The organism is Achromobacter maghribensis (assembly GCF_057334215.1).
Genome location: NZ_JBHFII010000017.1, coordinates 139414 through 156994 on the forward strand (window position 1 = coordinate 139414; position 17581 = coordinate 156994).

18 protein-coding genes are annotated in these 17581 nt (G+C 63.6%); 11 read left to right on the forward strand and 7 right to left on the reverse strand.

The window, feature by feature from the left end:
* Positions 1-10: 10 nt before the first annotated feature.
* Positions 11-496 carry a GAF domain-containing protein gene (locus ACE039_RS07475; RefSeq protein WP_485822017.1) on the reverse strand — a complete coding sequence of 162 codons (486 nt, stop codon included), beginning with the start codon at positions 494-496 and terminating at the stop codon, positions 11-13.
* 158 nt (positions 497-654) lie between these two features.
* Between ACE039_RS07475 and ACE039_RS07480 the strand changes: the two genes are divergently transcribed.
* The 5 genes from ACE039_RS07480 (at position 655) to ACE039_RS07500 (ending at position 5521) form a co-directional block, all read left to right on the forward strand.
* Positions 655-1851, forward strand: a complete 1197-nt coding sequence (locus ACE039_RS07480; protein WP_448709197.1) for an aminotransferase-like domain-containing protein — start codon at positions 655-657, stop codon at positions 1849-1851.
* 213 nt (positions 1852-2064) lie between these two features.
* Positions 2065-2991, forward strand: a complete 927-nt coding sequence (ubiA, locus tag ACE039_RS07485) for a 4-hydroxybenzoate octaprenyltransferase (protein ID WP_485822018.1) — start codon at positions 2065-2067, stop codon at positions 2989-2991.
* 98 nt (positions 2992-3089) lie between these two features.
* A complete protein-coding gene (locus ACE039_RS07490) occupies positions 3090-3494 on the forward strand; it encodes a DUF1090 domain-containing protein (RefSeq protein ID WP_448709195.1) in 405 nt (134 codons plus the stop codon).
* A 312-nt stretch (positions 3495-3806) separates the two neighbouring features.
* On the forward strand, positions 3807-4199 hold the full coding sequence (locus ACE039_RS07495; RefSeq protein ID WP_105555766.1) for a DUF4148 domain-containing protein: 393 nt from the start codon (positions 3807-3809) through the stop codon (positions 4197-4199).
* A 203-nt stretch (positions 4200-4402) separates the two neighbouring features.
* Entirely contained in the window at positions 4403-5521 is a 1119-nt protein-coding gene (locus tag ACE039_RS07500; protein ID WP_485822019.1) for a saccharopine dehydrogenase family protein, read from the forward strand.
* Positions 5522-5549: 28 nt separating this feature from the next.
* On the opposite strand, the gene glcC is transcribed toward ACE039_RS07500, so the two are convergent.
* The gene (gene glcC / locus ACE039_RS07505) at positions 5550-6314 is read right to left on the reverse strand and encodes a transcriptional regulator GlcC (protein WP_105555764.1); all 765 of its coding nucleotides are present in this window, start codon (positions 6312-6314) and stop codon (positions 5550-5552) included.
* Between the two features lie 240 nt (positions 6315-6554).
* Between glcC and ACE039_RS07510 the strand changes: the two genes are divergently transcribed.
* The 3 genes from ACE039_RS07510 (at position 6555) to ACE039_RS07520 (ending at position 10595) form a co-directional block, all read left to right on the forward strand.
* On the forward strand, positions 6555-8726 hold the full coding sequence (locus ACE039_RS07510; RefSeq protein ID WP_485822020.1) for a malate synthase G: 2172 nt from the start codon (positions 6555-6557) through the stop codon (positions 8724-8726).
* A gap of 138 nt (positions 8727-8864) precedes the next feature.
* Positions 8865-9482 carry a TetR/AcrR family transcriptional regulator gene (locus ACE039_RS07515; protein ID WP_105555762.1) on the forward strand — a complete coding sequence of 206 codons (618 nt, stop codon included), beginning with the start codon at positions 8865-8867 and terminating at the stop codon, positions 9480-9482.
* A 255-nt stretch (positions 9483-9737) separates the two neighbouring features.
* Entirely contained in the window at positions 9738-10595 is an 858-nt protein-coding gene (locus tag ACE039_RS07520; protein ID WP_332007332.1) for a cysteine hydrolase family protein, read from the forward strand.
* A gap of 86 nt (positions 10596-10681) precedes the next feature.
* On the opposite strand, the gene ACE039_RS07525 is transcribed toward ACE039_RS07520, so the two are convergent.
* The 4 genes from ACE039_RS07525 to ACE039_RS07540 form a co-directional block, all read right to left on the reverse strand.
* Positions 10682-11284: a TetR/AcrR family transcriptional regulator gene (locus tag ACE039_RS07525; RefSeq protein WP_448709192.1), complete on the reverse strand. Its 603-nt coding sequence runs from the start codon at positions 11282-11284 to the stop codon at positions 10682-10684.
* A 129-nt stretch (positions 11285-11413) separates the two neighbouring features.
* Entirely contained in the window at positions 11414-11722 is a 309-nt protein-coding gene (locus ACE039_RS07530; RefSeq protein WP_485811084.1) for a DUF4148 domain-containing protein, read from the reverse strand.
* Between the two features lie 99 nt (positions 11723-11821).
* Positions 11822-12130 (reverse strand): DUF4148 domain-containing protein, encoded by a 309-nt coding sequence (locus ACE039_RS07535; RefSeq protein WP_448709190.1) that lies wholly within the window; start codon positions 12128-12130, stop codon positions 11822-11824.
* Between the two features lie 291 nt (positions 12131-12421).
* A complete protein-coding gene (locus ACE039_RS07540) occupies positions 12422-13588 on the reverse strand; it encodes a mandelate racemase/muconate lactonizing enzyme family protein (RefSeq protein WP_332007331.1) in 1167 nt (388 codons plus the stop codon).
* Between the two features lie 107 nt (positions 13589-13695).
* Between ACE039_RS07540 and ACE039_RS07545 the strand changes: the two genes are divergently transcribed.
* Positions 13696-14598, forward strand: a complete 903-nt coding sequence (locus ACE039_RS07545) for a LysR family transcriptional regulator (protein WP_448713053.1) — start codon at positions 13696-13698, stop codon at positions 14596-14598.
* Here ACE039_RS07545 and ACE039_RS07550 read toward each other — a convergent pair.
* The gene (locus ACE039_RS07550) at positions 14595-15473 is read right to left on the reverse strand and encodes a LysR substrate-binding domain-containing protein (RefSeq protein WP_485822021.1); all 879 of its coding nucleotides are present in this window, start codon (positions 15471-15473) and stop codon (positions 14595-14597) included. The two genes, ACE039_RS07545 and ACE039_RS07550, sit on opposite strands and share 4 nt — an antisense overlap.
* A 105-nt stretch (positions 15474-15578) precedes the next feature.
* Between ACE039_RS07550 and trpB the strand changes: the two genes are divergently transcribed.
* Positions 15579-16787 (forward strand): tryptophan synthase subunit beta, encoded by a 1209-nt coding sequence (trpB, locus tag ACE039_RS07555; protein WP_485822022.1) that lies wholly within the window; start codon positions 15579-15581, stop codon positions 16785-16787.
* Complete coding sequence (gene trpA, locus ACE039_RS07560) at positions 16784-17575, forward strand: tryptophan synthase subunit alpha (protein WP_485822023.1); 792 nt, start codon at positions 16784-16786, stop codon at positions 17573-17575. The genes trpB and trpA overlap by 4 nt, the downstream gene beginning before the upstream one ends.
* Positions 17576-17581 lie beyond the last annotated feature (6 nt).

Genomic DNA, 17581 nt, shown 5'->3' on the forward strand with positions numbered 1-17581 from the left:
GCCGCGCCGTTCAGCCCAGACTGGCCAGGAACACGGCGCACAACGCTTCCATGCCCTGGCGGTCGTCTTCGTCGAAACGGTCCGGCACGGGGCTATCCACGTCCCACACGCCGATCAGCTGGCCCTGATGCACCAGCGGCACGACGATCTCGGAGCGGGATGCGGCGTCGCAGGCGATATGGCCGGGAAACGCATGGACATCCGGCACCAGCTGCGTCTGGCGTTGGCTGGCCGCCGCGCCACATACGCCGCGGTTCAGCGGAATCCGCACGCAAGCCGGCTTGCCCTGGAAAGGTCCCAGCACAAGCTCGGTGCCATCGAAGAAATAGAAGCCCGCCCAATTCAGGTCGGGCAAGGCCTGGTAGGCCAACGCGCTCAGGTTGGCGGCGTTGGCGATGCGGTCGGGTTCGCCTTCCAGCAGGGCGCGGGCCTGGCCCGCCAATTCGGCGTACAGGGCGGCTTTGGAGTCGGCAACGATCGGGGCGGCTTCGAACATGGCGTCAAATGTAACTGTACAGGCGATTATCGATGCAGGTGATTTTAGGGGTTCCGCGCGTTAAAGGGGCCGGGCTGCTACCGTATGGGACAATAGTTTTTTGTCGCAGTCCCCTTCACAAGCCTCTCCCTTTACCCTTCTTCTTCAAGAAGCAATCCATGGACAAGCCTTTCGAACCTGCGTTTTCCTTCTCGGAACGCGCTCAGCAACTTACCAGCTCCGCCATCCGCGAAATCCTCAAGGTCACCGAGCGCCCCGAAGTCATTTCGTTCGCTGGCGGCCTGCCGGCGCCCGGTGGCTTTCCGGTAGAAGTGGTACGTGCTGCATTCGACAAGGTATTGGCCACCAACGGCCGCGCGGCCCTGCAATATGGCCCCACCGAAGGCTACGCGCCGCTGCGCCAATGGGTTGCCGAGGACCTGAACCGCGCCGGCGCCAATGTCGCCGCCGACCAGATCCTGATCGTCTCGGGTTCGCAGCAAGCGCTGGACCTGCTGGGCAAGGTGTTGATCGACAAGGACAGCAAGGTCCTGGTCGAAGACCCCAGCTATCTGGGCGCGCTGCAATCGTTCAGCCTGTACCAGCCCAAGTTCGTGCCGGTGCCCACCGACGAAGGCGGCCTGATCCCGGAAGCCATCACCCCTGAACTGGCCGACGGCGCGCGCTTCCTGTACGCGCTGCCCAACTTCCAGAACCCCACGGGCCGCACGCTGAACCTGGAACGCCGCATCGCGCTGGTCAAGCGCGCCGCCGAACTGAACCTGACCATCATTGAAGACGACCCCTACGGCGAACTGCGCTACGCAGGCGAGCCGCAGCCGGGCCTGGTCGCGTTGGCCGCCGAATACGGCGCCAACGTCGTGCGCCTGGGCACGTTCTCGAAGGTGCTGGCCCCGGGCCTGCGCCTGGGCTATATCGCCGGCGCCCGTCCGCTGATCAACAAGCTGGTGCAGGCCAAGCAAGCCACCGACCTGCACACGCCCACGCTGACGCAGATGGCCGTGTATGAAATCGTCAAGGACGGTTTCCTGGACGAGCATCTGCCCAACGTGCGCGAAATCTACCGCGCCCAGGGCAGCTGCATGCTGGACGCCATCAAGCGCGAATTCCCGTCCACCGTCACCTGGACCCAGCCGGAAGGCGGCATGTTCATCTGGCTGACGTTGCCCGAGCACATGGACAGCACCAAGCTGCTGGAAAAGGCCATCGCGCAAAACGTGGCCTTCGTGCCCGGCGCGCCGTTCTACAGCGGCGCGGGCAAGCCGAACACGCTGCGCCTGAGCTTCGCCACCGTGCCGGAAGACAAGATCCGCACCGGCATCGCCATCCTGGGAAAACTGCTAAAAGAAGAGTAAGCCCCCCGAAGCGCCTGCGGCGCCTCCCCCCAGGGGGCGCCTCGACGGACCGGCAGAGCCGGATCCGTGCGGCCCCGCTTGGGCTGCAATGGCGGCCTATGAGGGAGGTGCCTCGTAGGGGCGCCTGGCACGACGGAATATCCGGCGGCCGGACTGAATGTCCGGCCGTTGTTTTATGCTGTCGGCTTTCCCGACCATTTTCCGACCGTGACAGTGAGCGCCCCGCAACAACCTCCCGTCGACCTCAGCGACATCGTCTTCACCGACTGGGTCGAACGCTGGCTGCCTAAATCGTGGCGGCCCTACGCGCGCCTGTGCCGCCTGGACCGCCCCATCGGCACCTGGCTGACCCTGCTGCCGGCCATCGCCGCGCTGGTCCAATCCGCCGGCGGCCTTCCCGACCTGCAACGGCTGATCGTCTTCTCGCTGGGCGCGCTGCTGATGCGCGGCATTGGCTGCACCGTCAACGACATGTGCGACCGCAATTTCGACAAACACGTCGAACGCACGCGCTTCCGCCCGCTGACCAGTGGGCAGTTGTCGATGAAGAACGCCGTGTGGTTCTTGGTTGGCCAGTTGCTGGTGTGCGGCTCCCTGCTGTTTTTCCTGAACGAAATGAGTCGCTGGCTGGCCTTGGCCGTGCTGCCCTTCGTCTTCATCTACCCGCTGTGCAAGCGCGTCACGTACTGGCCGCAAGTGGTGTTGGGCATCTGCTTCAACTGGGGCATGCTGATGGCCTGGTCCGACACGCAGAACGTCGTGCCCCTGGCCGCCATCGCCATGTGGCTGGGCGCGGTGCTCTGGCAAGTGGGTTACGACAGCATCTACGCCTATGTCGACGTGCGCGACGACCGCAGCCTGGGGCTGCACTCCACCGCCATGCGCTTTGGCGACCAGGGCAAGCTGTGGATCGGCGGCTTCTACGCGGCCACCGTCGTGCTGTGGGCCTGGGGTGGGCATGCCATGGGCCTGTCATGGGCGTATCAGGCCGGTATCGCCGCCGTTGCGGTGCATCTGGCGTGGCAGTTGAAGGTATTCGACATCCAGCGTCCTGACCGCAATTTCATGCTGTTTCGCGCCAACTTGTGGCTGGGCGCCCTGCTGGTGGCCGCTGCGCTGGCCGGCACGCTTATCCGCTGACCCCGCACACCGGCGGCGGCAGCGATTGACCCGGCGCATTGCCGACAACGCACGATCGCGCGATCATGGTGTCCCCGCCACGCTTACGGAGACAACGCATGTCTGCTTTGATCAAATCCCTGACCGCTGCCGCCGCCGCATGCGCCCTGTTCGCCGTATTGCCGGCGCAAGCGGCCACCGACTGCTCGGCGCAACGCGGCTGCGCCGCCAAATTCTGCGAGATTGAAAACGACATCGCGGCCGCCCAGGCGCAGAACAACACCCGTCGCGAAGCCGGCCTGCGCAAGGCGCTGGCTGAAGCCAAAGCCCATTGCACCGACAGCCGCCTGCAATCGCAGCGCGAAGCCGACGTGCGCGAAAAGCAGTCCAAGGTGTCCGAACGCGAGCAAGAGCTGAAAGAAGCGCGCGCCAAGGGCAAGCAGGACAAAATCGACAAGGCCCAGCGCAAGCTGGAAGAAGCCCAGTCCGAATACAACGCCGCTCTGGTCGAATTGAACCGCTAAGCCAGAACCAGCAACCCTATTCCCCCCCAGCGCAGCCCCGGGTCCGTCCCGGGGCTGCGTTTTTTATGCCTGCCGGCTGCCCTCCGGACCACCATCTATTGCGTCATCAAATGGAAATATCGCCACCTATGGTGTCATTTGGAAGAATCAAAATCGATTAGTACGGATTTTGGAAAGATGTTTTCAGGTAATAAGGGTTTATCCCAGGATTGTTTAAGCCCAGAATGCATCTCATCGGGACACAGCAAGCGAACCCCCAGCAATGAGGCCAGAGGTTCGGATCCCAAGCTCACAAGACACCGGAGGTCTGCTATGAAAACCCTTGCTACCGCATTGATGCTGTCCATGTCCGTCCTGGCTGCCGGCGCTCAAGCCGCTGAAGCCGACCAAGGCCCGACGCGCGCCCAGGTTCAAGCCGAACTGCAACAAGCCAAGGTTTCGGGCCAATACACGTTCGGTGAAGAAGGCTACCCCGCCGCCATCGCCCAGACGTCCAGCCTGACCTCGCAACAAGTGCAAGCTGAACTGGCCCAGGCCAAGACTGCCGGCGAAGTCACCTTCGGCAATCTGGACTACCCGCCCACCGCCGCCGCTGAAACCGCCACGTCGCTGACCCGCGCCCAAGTGCAATCGCAACTGGCCCAAGCCAAGGCAGAAGGCCTGGTCACCTTCGGCAACATGGACTACCCGCCCATGGGCAGCTGATCGCCCGGCCTGAAAAGGCCCTGTGATCGCACATCGAAAGCCCTTCGGCCACAAGCCGAGGGGCTTTGTTTTTGCCATTTCGACGTAGTTTTAAGTCATAACGACGTTAAATTAAGCCGTTACGACAATTTCGGATCTACAAATCGACAGCACTCCCGCATAGGATGAGGCCAACCCATCCCCCTCTACGCAGGAGTTGCACCATGTCCACCCCCAACCATCCCATCGTTCTGCTGGGCGCCGGAAAAATCGGTTTCGCCATTGCGTTGATGCTCGAGCGCAGCGGTGACTATTCCGTAATGGTTGCCGATCAGGATCCCGCCCGCCTGGCCCTGCTGGCCGAACTGGGTTGCGAGACGCGCCAGATCAGCGACGATGCCTCGGTGGCGCGCTGCATCGAAGGCGCCTATGCAGTCGTCAACGCGCTGCCGTTCCATCGGGCCACCGCCGTGGCCGGCTTGTGCGCGCGGGCAGGCGTGCATTACTTCGACCTGACTGAAGACGTCGCCAGCACCCACGCCATCCAGGCGCTGGCTGAAAACGCGCGCAGCGTGCTGATGCCGCAATGCGGCCTGGCTCCCGGCTTTATCGGCATCGTCGGCAACGCGCTGGCGCGTCGCTTCGATACCTTGCTGGATTTGCGCATGCGCGTCGGCGCCCTGCCCCGCTATCCCTCCAACAGCCTGCGTTACAACCTCACGTGGAGTACCGAAGGGCTGATCAACGAATACTGCAATCCGTGCGAGGCCATCGTGGACGGGCAAATGACCAGCGTGCCCGCGCTGGAGGGCTATGAGACGTTCGCGCTGGACGGCGTTGAGTACGAGGCCTTCAACACCTCGGGCGGACTGGGCACGCTGCCCGCCACGCTGCTGGGGCGCGCAAGAAACGTGGACTACAAGTCGGTGCGCTATCCCGGCCACTGCAACATCATGAAGCTGCTGCTCAATGATCTGCGCCTGCGTGACCGCCGAGATCTGCTGAAAGACATTTTCGAATCGGCGATTCCCACCACCGAACAAGACGTGATCGTGATCCAGGCCTCGGCATCCGGCTATCGCCATGGCCGCCTGGAAGAAGAGTCGTATCCGATCCGCGTGTTCGGCACGGATGTGGACGGGCACCGCCTGAGCGCCATCCAGCTGTCCACGGCGGCGGGCATCTGCGCCGCGCTGGATCTGGTGGCGCAAGGGGCGCTGCCGCAACAGGGTTTCGTGGGCCAGGAGACGATCGACCTGGACACGCTGCTGAACAACCGCTTCGGCCGCATCTACGCGGGCAAGCCGCTGGCATTGGCCGGCTGCGCCACCGCCGACCGCTAAGCGCCGGCGCATTCGCCGCCGCGCGACGCTACGTCCAGCCTTCCAGACGCAGCGTCGCGCGAACCAGGCGCTGTTCTTCCTGTTCGATCTCGGCCAGGCTTTGACGCACGCTGTCCACATGGTCGGCGGCGGCCTTGCGCGCCAGTTCGGGCTGCCGGCCCGTCACGGCATTGAACAAGCGGGTGTGCTGCCGGTCAATCTGGCGCTTTTCGGGTTCGCGGTGGTAAAGATTGTTCACGCACGCGAATACGGACCCCAACAGCAGGTCGGTCAGCGATTGCAGCGTATGCACCAGCACGGGATTGTGCGAGGCCTCGCAGATGGCCAGGTGAAACGCGTGATCCAGATGAGCATGCGTAGCGGTATCGGTGGCGGTGCCTTGCGCGCCGACCATCTCGTCATAGCGGCGGCGGATCATGATGAAGTCGGCCTCCGTGCCGCGGATGGCCGCCAGCCGGGCCGATTCGGCCTCCAGCAAAGAACGCACTTCCAGCAGGTCGTAGAGCGTGCGCGGCTGCGAGTTGAACAAGTGCATCAGCGGCCCGGCGTCCACTTTCGAAATTTGCGCGACGAACGACCCCTTGCCCTGCGCGGTATGGATGATCTCCCGCGCCCGCAACAGTTTGAGCCCTTCGCGCAGCGCCGTGCGCGACACGCCCAGCTTTTCGGTCAAGCGCCGTTCGGACGGCAAGGCCTGGCCCGCCTTGAGCACGCCGTCCAGGATCAGGCGTTCGATCCGTTCGGCCACCTCGTCCGCCACCTGGCGGGGTTTCTCTTCTATTTCCGCGTACATGCAATCTCCGGGACCAGTGGTATGACCAAGGCTTATTGACGATTTGAGCCGCGCGATCGCATCACTGTAAGTTGCTGATATAAAACCATAAAAATAATAGGTTTGTCTGGAGAGGAAAAAATAAACTGGTATGACCAGCTGGTTTTGATATAGACATTACGGCAGGTGCGAACGATGATGTCAGGACAGATTCGCCCGGCGCCCCGCGTCGGCCAGCCCTTCTTATCGCTAGAGATCCGCATGACTCAACGCATCCAGCACCACGGCCTGCAAGTGGCGGCCAATCTCAATCAGTTCATCGAACAGGAGGCCCTGCCCGGCACCGGCCTGGATGCCGACGGCTTCTGGCAGGGCTTTGCGGCCCTGGTGCACGACCTGGCTCCCAAGAACCGCGCGCTGCTGGCTGAACGCGACCGCCTGCAAGCCGAACTCGACGCCTGGCATCGCGCCAATCCCGGGCCCATCACCGACCCCGCCGCCTACCGCAAGTTTCTCGAAGGCATTGGCTATCTGCTGCCGCAGCCCGCCAGCGTGCAAGCCACGACCGACAACGTCGACACCGAGATCTCGCAACAGGCCGGCCCGCAATTGGTCGTGCCGATGTCGAATCCGCGCTATGCGCTGAACGCCGCCAATGCGCGTTGGGGCAGCCTGTATGACGCGCTCTACGGCACCGACGCCATTCCGCCCACGCCGGGCGATACCGGCAAGGGTTACAACCCCGAACGCGGCGCCGCCGTCATCGCGCGCGCCCGCGCCTTCCTGGACACCGCCGCCCCGCTGGCCCAGGGGTCGCATGCCGACGCCCGCGGCTACACGGTCGAAGGCGGCCAGTTGCGCGTGGCGCTGGCCAACGGCGCCACCGGCCTGAAGTTCGGCTCGCAGTTCGCCGGCTACCAGGGCGACGCGTCCGCCCCTGTCGCCATCCTCCTGAAGAACAACGGGCTGCACTTCGAAATCCAGATCGATCGCACCAACGCCATCGGCGCCACCGACGCCGCTGGCGTCAAGGACGTGCTGGTCGAAGCGGCGCTGACCACCATCATGGACTGCGAAGACTCGGTCGCCGCCGTCGATGCGGACGACAAAGTCCACATCTACCGCAATTGGCTGGGACTGATGAAGGGCGACCTGACCGAAGCCGTCACCAAAGGCGGCAAGACCTTCACCCGCAAGCTCAACGCCGACCGCGAATACAAGCGCGCCGACGGGTCGTCGCTGACCCTGCATGGCCGTTCGCTGATGTTCGTGCGCAACGTGGGCCATCTGATGACCAACCCGGCCATCCTGGACCGCGACGGCCTTGAAATCCCCGAAGGCATCCTGGACGCCGTCGTCACCAGCCTGGCCGCGCTGCAAGACCGCAAGCACAAGCTGAATTCGCGCACCGGTTCCGTCTACATCGTGAAGCCCAAGATGCACGGCCCCGTTGAAGCCGCGTTCGCCAGCGAACTCTTCGACCGCGTCGAAGACCTCATCAAGGTGCCGCGCAACACCTTGAAGATGGGCATCATGGACGAAGAACGCCGCACCAGCATCAACCTGAAGGCGTGCATCGGCGCCGCCGCATCGCGCGTGGCCTTCATCAACACGGGCTTCTTGGACCGCACCGGCGACGAAATGCACTCCAGCATGGAAGCCGGCCCGATGCTGCGCAAGGGCGACATGAAATCCACCGCCTGGATTACCGCCTACGAGCGCAACAACGTGCTGGTCGGCCTGGATACGGGCCTGCGCGGCCGCGCCCAGATCGGCAAGGGCATGTGGGCCATGCCCGACCTGATGGCCGCCATGCTGGAACAAAAGATCGCGCACCCCAAGGCCGGCGCCAACACCGCCTGGGTGCCGTCGCCCACCGCCGCCACGCTGCACGCGCTGCACTACCACCAGATCGACGTGCAGGCCGTCCAGAAAGAACTTGAACGCACCAAGCTGGACGACGTGCGCGACGATCTGCTGGGCGGGCTGCTGACCGTGCCGGTCGGCGACCCCACCAAGTGGTCCGCCGCCGACATCCAACAGGAACTGGACAACAACGTCCAGGGCATCCTGGGCTATGTGGTGCGCTGGGTCGACCAGGGCGTGGGCTGCTCCAAGGTGCCGGACATCCACAACGTGGGCCTGATGGAAGACCGCGCCACGCTGCGCATTTCCAGCCAGCACATCGCCAATTGGCTGCGGCACGGCGTGACCAACCAGGACCAGGTCATGGAGACGTTCAAGCGCATGGCGAAGGTGGTTGATGGCCAGAATGCCGGCGATGCGGTTTATCAGCCCATGGCCGGCCACTTCGATACGTCGCTGGCGTTCCAGGCGGCGTGCGCGCTGGTATTCGAAGGTCTGGCGCAGCCCAACGGCTACACCGAGCCGCTGCTGCACAAGTACCGCCTGCAATTCAAGAACGCCGTCTGATCACACCGCCCGCTGCGTGATCGAACCGGACCGCCCTGTGGCGGTCCTTTTTATTGGACACCGCGACGCGGCCGCCACCGATTCGGCCCTCAACAAATAAAACCGAATTTTTCGCACAGTCGTGCTAAATTTGCTCGCATGACTGCCAAAACCGAAAAAAGCGAGCTGACCTTCGCGGCCATTGTGGACGCGGCCGTGGACATGGCCGCCGCGCAAGGCATCGAAAGCCTGTCGCTTGGCCAGGTCGCCCGGCATCTGGGCATCAGCAAAAGCGGGGTGTTCTCGCGCGTGGGGTCGTTGGAGGCCCTGCAGCAGGCGGTACTGGACGAATACGACCGCCGCTTCGTAGCCGCCGTCTTCACACCTGCCATGGCCTATCCCCGGGGCCTGCCCCGCATGAACGCGCTGGTCTCGCTGTGGGTGGAACGCGCCAGCAATGTCGAAATGCTGACCGGCTGCATCTACGTGGCCGGCGCCTTCGAATACGACGACGTGGAGTCGCCACTGCGCACGGTGCTGGAAAGCAATTTGCGGCGCTGGCGCGCGGCCATGGTGCGCACGGTGACGCAGGCGTTGGACGCGGGCCATTTGCGGCCGGACACCGACCCCGAACAACTGGTCTTTGAAATCTACAGTTTGATGATCGGCCTGATGCACGACGCGCGTTTCCTGCGCGATCCGAAGGCGCCCACCCGCGTGCGCGCCGCCTATGACCGGCTGATTTCAACCTACCGCAGTTTTACTTACCTGGAATAACGCCCCGCTTTTTACGCGCCGGCTCGTGCCGGCGTTTCTTTTCACCATTTTCGCACGACCGTGCGAATATCTTGGCAAGGAGCCCACCATGTGGATTCTGATCGCAGTCATCGCCGCCGGCCTGGTGGCGCGGCTATGGCGACAATGGCGCGCGTTGCTTCGGCAATTGCCGGACTGCGCCGAACATCTGGTGCTGTTCTAGTGGATACCGCGCATCCCGGTCTATATTCCGGGATATCCCTACCGAATCCCGTCATGCCGCGTTCAATCCATCTCTTGATCATTGATCCGCAGAATGATTTCTGCGATTTGCCCGAGGCCTACCTGCCCACGGATCCACTGACCGGGAACACCATGCGACCCGCATTGCCGGTGGCCGGCGCACACGCCGACATGCAACGGCTGGCGCGTTTCATCGATGCCACCGCGCCCGCGCTGACGTCCATCACCGTGACGCTGGACTCGCACCATCGGCTGGACATCGCCCACCCCACGTTCTGGCGCACCGGCGACGGCGAGCCTGTCGCGCCTTTCACGCCGATTACCGCCGCGCAATTGCACGCAGGTGATTTCCAGCCCCGGCATGCCGACGACCTGCCGCGCACCCGCTTGTATCTGGAAGAACTGGAAGCGCGCGGCCGCTACACCCTGATGGTGTGGCCCGTGCATTGCGAAATCGGCACCTGGGGCCACAACGTGCACGCCGACGTGCGCGCGGCCTACAGCCGGTGGGAAGACGCCGGCCAGTTCATCGTGCGCAAAGTGCCCAAGGGCGCCAACCCCTGGACCGAGCACTACAGCGCACTGATGGCCGAAGTGCCGGACCCCGACGACCCGCGTAGCCAGCTCAACCGCAGCCTGGTCGACTCGCTGGATCGCGCCGAACTCATCCTGATCGCCGGCGAAGCGGGCAGCCATTGCGTAAAAGCCACGACGGAGCACTTGGCCGAACACCTGCCCGGCGGCAACCTGTCGCGCGTGGTGCTGTTGACCGACTGCATGAGCCCCGTCGCCGGATTCGCCGATGCGCAATCCGTCTTTCTGCAGCGCATGCGCGACCTGGGCGTGCAGGAACGCACCAGCGTGGACATGGCGCGCGCCTTGCAAGCCTGAGTCCGCACGGCGCGGACGCCGAACGTGACAACGGCCGCCTGCTTACGCATGGCGGCCGTGTATTGAGCGGCGCGGAATCGCTTTTGCTAAGTGGCCGATGCGGCCTTTCCGGCCTTGTCGCATTCCACGTACAACGCGCTGATGGCCTCGCACAAAGCGGGCGGCTGCTGAAACAGGCGCGCCACCAGCAGGCAGCCCTGCACCGTGGCGAACACCGCCCGGCCGGCCGCGTCGGCGGTGCCCGAAAATTTCAATGTGCCCTGCGCCGCGCCTTCGGCCAACACACGGGCCAGCCATGCCTCATGCGCACGGAAGAAACCCTGCAATGCGCCGCGCACGCGTTCGGACAAACTCATGACATCGGCGGCCAACATGCCGCCCAGGCAAAGTTCACCGGCGCCGCAGGCGCGCGATTCCATCATGGAAAGATATTGTTCCAGCTGCGCTTGCGCGGGCTGCGCGGTATCGATGGCGCGCACGGTGCCCAACGCGCGAGTACTGTAGGCCTCGACCGCTTCGTAGAGCAGGTCGTCCTTGCCTGGAAAGTAATAGTGGATGCTGGACGTCTTCACGCCCACATGCTCCGCCAGGTCGCGGTAGCTGAAACCATTGCATCCGCGCGTGCGGATCAGCTTCTCGGCGTGCGCCAGCAGCAGGTCTCGGGTGGTGTTGGGGGTCGGAGTGTCCATAGCTGAATATTACCTACTAATAGGTCGGTTCGTCATCGGGGGCCGCCCTAAACGCGGTCCAAAACGCCCGTGCGGACCCCGGCCGGGAAACATCCCGCCCCCCGGGGTCCGCATGTGCCGGCATCCTGCTTAGCCTTGCACGGGCGGGTAATCCAATTCACCGCTTTCGGTCAGGCCTTGGGCGCGGGCAGCGGCCAGTTCCTGCTTCACTTGCGCGCGGGTCTTGTCGTTGCCGACGGCGGCAAACGCAGTGGCGGCGTAGCCTTCTTCGCCGGACACCAGTTCACCGTTGGCGCGAGCGGCGGCGAGTTCTTGCTGCACTTGGGCGCGGGTCACCGTGCTTTGGGTGTTCAGGGCGGGCGGGTAGTCCAGTTCGCCAGCTTGCGCGGCGCCAATGAAGGAAGCGGACAGAATCAGGGCGGATACGAGGGTCTTCATGGTTGATCTCCAGTAAGGATCAGTGCTGCATCAGGGGTTTGGGCACTAAAGCTATCTATGACTAGATAGATACGGCTTCAAAAATAAGACTTCAAACACTCAGCCTTGAACGGGCGGGTAGTCCAGTTCGCCGCTTTCGGTCAGGCCTTGGGCGCGGGCAGCAGCCAGTTCCTGCTTCACTTGGGCACGGGTCTTGTCGTTGCCGACGGCGACGAACGTGGTCGCGGCGTAGCCTTCTTCACCGGACACCAATTCGCCATTGGCGCGGGCGGCGGCCAACTCTTGCTGCACTTGGGCGCGGGTCACCGTGCTTTGGGTGTTCAGGGCGGGCGGATAGTCCAGCTCGCCGGCTTGCGCGGCGCCGATGAAGGAAGCGGACAGGATCAGGGCGGATACGAGGGTCTTCATGGTTGATCTCCAGATAACGGGTACGATGCGGTTTCGATTTAAACTATCTACTTATAGGTAGATAACTAGGGAAATAAAAAAGCGGTGCTACTGTATTTCTGGTTCCGATCACAGCGGGGGTGGGTTTGCTGTGTCGATGGATGAATCTTACCTACTACTAGATAGATAACGCAAGCGGGTATTGTGAAACAATATATTTCTTGATGCCGCGGTCTTCGTAGACCTCGGGGTGTCGTAGGTTTCCGGGTCATGGACGGCTCCTGTCAGGAGCCGTCGTCCCTTACCGCCCGTTCAGGCGGATAGCGTCTGCATGACTGCGTACAGGTCCGCCTTGCCTTCGAAGCCAATGCCGGGCAGGTCGGGCATGGTCAGATAACCATTGTCGACGTTCACGCCGTCCGGAAATCCGCCAAAGGGCTGGAACAGGTCCGGGTAACTCTCGTTGCCCCCCAGGCCCAGCCCCGCCGCGATGTTCAGCGACATCTGGTGCCCGCCATGCGGGATGCAGCGGCTGGCCGACCAGCCATGCTGCTTCAGCATGTCCAGCGTGCGCAGGTACTCCACCAGTCCGTAGCTCAGCGCGCAATCGAATTGCAGCCAATCGCGGTCCGGGCGCATGCCGCCGTAGCGGATCAAGTTGCGGGCATCCTGCATCGAAAACAGGTTTTCGCCAGTCGCCATCGGCTTGTCGTAGTAGTTGCGCAGCGTGGCCTGCAGTTCGAAGTCCAGCGGATCGCCCGCCTCTTCGAACCAGAACAGGTCGTACTGCGACAAGGCCTTGGAATACGCGATGGCGGTGTCCAGGTCGAAGCGTCCGTTCGCGTCCACCGCCAGCTTCTGGCCGTCTTGCAGCACGCTCAGGATTGAATCGATGCGGCGCAGGTCCTCGTCCAGCGACGCGCCCCCGATCTTCTTCTTCACGACCGTATAGCCACGATCGATATAGCTGCGCATTTCGTCTTTGAGCTTGCCGTGGTCCTGGCCGGGGTAGTAGTAGCCGCCCGCGGCGTAGACGAACACGCGGCGATCGGCGCGGCCATTGCCGTAACGCTCCGCCAGTAGCTGGAACAAAGGCTTGCCCTCGATCTTGGCTACGGCATCCCATACCGCCATATCGATCGTGCCAATCGCGACGGACCGTTCGCCATGACCGCCCGGCTTCTCGTTCGTGAACATGGCGTCCCAGATCTTGTGCGGGTCCAGGTTATTGCCCGTGGCGTCCAGCAGCGACTCCGCCGCCGCTTCCATGATGCGGGGAATGAAGCGTTCCCGCATCAGCTTGCCCTGGCCGTAGCGGCCATTCGAGTTGAAACCGTAGCCGACAACCGGCTTGCCGTCCCGGATCACGTCCGTGATCACGGCGACCAGGCTCAGCGTCATCTTGCTGAAGTCGATATAGGCGTTACGGATGGGCGAACTGATGGGCAGGGTCTGCTCGCGGATCTCGACGATTCTCATGATGTGTCTCCGGGGTGCGACAGCGGCGCTTTGACAGGGGAACCGCTAGCGTAGTCGTGCCGGCCGGTACTAAGATTCACCTCTATTCATTTGATTATTCACTTTAAGTGAAAAGCGACATCGCCTCCGAACTGGAATTCTTTGTGCGGGTTGCCCGGTTGGGCAGCCTGTCGGCCGCCGCCCGCGAGCTGGACCTGACGCCGCCGGCCGCCACCAAGCGGTTGGCGCTGATGGAACGTCGCTTGGGCGTCCGGCTGGTCAACCGCACGACACGCAGCATCAGCCTGACCAGCGAAGGCGAGACCTATCTGTCCCACGCCGTGAAGATCCTGGCGGATCTGCGCGACATGGAAGACGCCGTCTCCAGCAGCGGAGCCACGCCACGCGGCCTGCTGCGTGTGAACGCCACGTTGGGCTTCGGCCGGACCACCATCGCGCCGCTCGTGTCCCGCTTCGCCAAGCGATACCCCGACGTCGAAGTCCTGCTGGAAGTCACCGACCGGCCCGTCGACCTGGTCGAAAGCGGTTTCGACCTGGCCATCCGCTTTGGCGAATTACCCGATAAACGCCTAAGCGCGCGGCGCATCATGACCAACCGCCGCTTCCTGTGCGCATCGCCCCGCTACCTTGAGCGCTTCGGCACGCCCGCTACGCTCGCGGATCTGGCGCGGCACCGCTGCATTCTCCATACGCAGAATGACGAGGCCCACGGCGCCTGGCGCTTCACCCGCGCCAGGCAGACAGAGGTCGTGAAGGTGCAAGGCGCGCTATCCAGCAATGACGGCGACATCGTGCTGGGCTGGGCGCTGGACGGCCACGGGATCCTGATTCGTTCGGAATGGGACTTGGCGAAGTACCTGGAAAGCGGCCGGCTGCAGGTGGTGCTGCCCGACTTCCTGCTACCTTCTGCGGATCTCTTTGTGTATTACCCACAGCGTCGGCACCAGACGGCAAGGGCCCGCGCGTTCATCGATTTCCTGGCGGAACAGTTCCAGAAGACGAGCGGCTAGATGGCGGCGACCGATTCCGCTGCGGTTTTCAGCCACTGACTCAGGTCGCCTACCGCCGCGCCGGCCTCCGCGCGGAAATACAGACTGAACCAGCCTCCCGTTTCCTTGAACCCCAGGGGCGCGACCAGCCTTCCTGCTCGCAGATCACCCTGCACCAGCATTTCCGGGGCGATCGCCACGCCCAGGCCCACCGCCGCAGCGTCAAGCATGTGATTCAGTTGATCGAACTGGCGTTTCGGCTGGATCCGGGCGGGCGCCAATCCGCAGGACCGGGCCCACTGTTCCCAGGCCTCGGGCCGGGAAGAGGTCTGCAGCAACGGCAGGCCCAGCACGTCGGCCGGCGTGGCGACCCGTTGGGCCACGTCGGGCATGCAGACGGGCCCTATCGCCTCGGGGAACAGCCGCATGGCGTCGATTCCTGCCAAGGCATGGTCCTGGGCGACGATCAATACGTCAACGACCCGACGCTCCAACAATGCGATGTCGGTTGCCGTTTGCAGCCTGACCTGAATCTGCGGATGTTCGCGTTCGAAATGCTCCAGCCGCGGAATGATCCAGTTGGACAACAAACTGGCGGGTGCGCCGACGACGATGTCGGCCGACGCAGTCCGGGCGCGCAGCGCGACGCATCGTTGTTCCAGCATGTCGAAAGCCGGCTGCGAAGCCCGCAGCAGATCGTGGCCCGCGGCGGTTAGCCGCACGCCCCCCGAATGCCGTTCAAACAGCTTGCCGCCCAACCAGGTTTCCAGTTGCCGTATCTGCTGGCTGACCGCGCTATGCGACACGCGTAGCTCCTCAGCGGCTAAAGACAGATTCAGGTGCCGGGCGGCGCTGTCAAAGACACGCAGCGCATTCATGGGGGGAAGCGTTCGCATGCGAACAATATTAGAAAATCTAATAGCGGTAGGCAAGAAATCTATGATTTATTGGAAGAAATTCTGTCGATACCATAGCTGTAACGTGTTCAACGGATTACAGCCATGTCTCCTGCTTCTCACCCCGCTTCTCCCGATACCCTGGGGCAATTTGGCCAGTATGGTGGCCGGTACATGCCCGAGACCTTGATCCCGGCCCTTGATGAGCTGGAGCAAACCTATCGCGACATTCGGGACGACGACGCGTTCTGGACGGAATACCGGTCGATGCTGGCCGACTACGTCGGCCGTCCCAGCCCCCTTCTCTATGCGCGCGCGATCACCGAATCGCTTGGCGGCGCCCGCATCTTCCTGAAACGGGAGGACCTGAACCACACCGGCGCCCACAAGATCAACAACTGCCTGGGCCAGATCTTGCTGGCCAGGCGAATGGGAAAAACGCGGATCATCGCGGAAACCGGCGCCGGCCAACACGGGGTGGCAACGGCCACGGTCTGCGCGTTGTACGGCCTCACGTGCGTGATCTTCATGGGCGCCGTCGACGTCGAGCGCCAAGCCAGCAACGTCGCCCGCATGAAGATGCTGGGCGCGGAAGTGCGAGCCGTGCCGGACGGCGGCGCAACACTGAAGGACGCGATGAACGCCGCTATCCGCGATTGGATCGCCCATCCGGACGACACGTACTACCTGCTGGGAACCGGCGCCGGACCGCATCCGTACCCCTGGATCGTTCGAGAATTCCAAAAGGTGATCGGCGAAGAAACCCGCGCGCAGATTCTGGAAAAAACCGGTCGCTTACCGGATGCGATGATCGCCTGCGTGGGCGGCGGCTCGAACGCGATCGGCCTGTTCTATCCATTTCTGAACGACGCACAGGTCCAATTGCACGGCGTCGAGGCCGCCGGACACGGCGTCGCCACCGCGCATCACGCAGCCAGCATCGGCGCTGGCCGAATGGGCGTGCTGCACGGCTGTTGCAGCTACTTCCTGCAGGATCAGGACGGCCAGATCACCAACGCACATTCGATTTCGGCCGGCCTGGACTATCCGGGTGTCGGGCCGGAACATGCCCTGCTGCATGACACCGGCCGGGTGAACTATGTCTCGGTCACCGATGACGAAGCGGTCGACGCCTATCGGTGGCTGACGCAAAAGCAAGGAATCATCCCTGCATTGGAGAGCGCGCATGCCTTGGCTTATGCCCGAAAGCTTGCCCCGAGCCTGGACGCGGACAAGACCCTCGTGGTGTGCCTGAGCGGCCGCGGAGACAAGGACCTGAACACCGTCCTGCAATTTGCTGGAGCATCGATATGAGCCGTCTTGAACAGAAGCTCGCCGCGCTGCGAGCCGCCGGCAGAGCGGGGTTGGCCGCCTACTTCACGGCGGGCGACCCCTCCTATGACGAATGCCTGCGCCTCTTGAATCGCCTGCCGGCAGCCGGCGCCGACGTGATTGAACTCGGCATGCCATTCAGCGATCCGGTGGCGGACGGCCCCGTCCTGCAATTGGCCAATGACCGCGCGATTCGCGCCGGCCACACGATGCGGCGGACTTTCGATCTGGTTCGCGCATTCCGGCAGCAGGACCAGCAAACCCCGGTCGTGCTCATGGGATACCTGAATCCGCTGCTGCGGTTCGGCGTTGCAAGCTTCATGGCCGAAGCGGGCCAGGCCGGCGTCGATGGGCTGATCATCGTGGACCTGTCGCCGGACCATGGCGCCGAAATCGGCGGGCTGGCGCAAGCCCACGGCATCGACGTCATTCGGATGACGGCCCCGACGACGCCCGCCGCCAGACTGGACGCGGTGTTGCGCGGGGCAAGCGGTTTCATCTACCACGTCATGCTGGCGGGGACCACGGGCAGCGCGTTGCCGTCCGATGACGTGATCGCCGAGTCCCTGCAGCGGGTAAGAGCCAGGACGCAATTACCGATCGCCGCCGGGTTCGGCGTGCGGTCCGCCGAGCAGGCGCGCGCCGTCAGCCGTCATGCCAACCTGGTCGCCGTCGGCACGCGGCTGGTGGACGTGTTGGCAACGGGCGGGATCGAAGCGGCGCTGGACGAAGTGCGGACATTGTCCGGGGGGGTTCGGGCGGCGGCCTGAACGGCA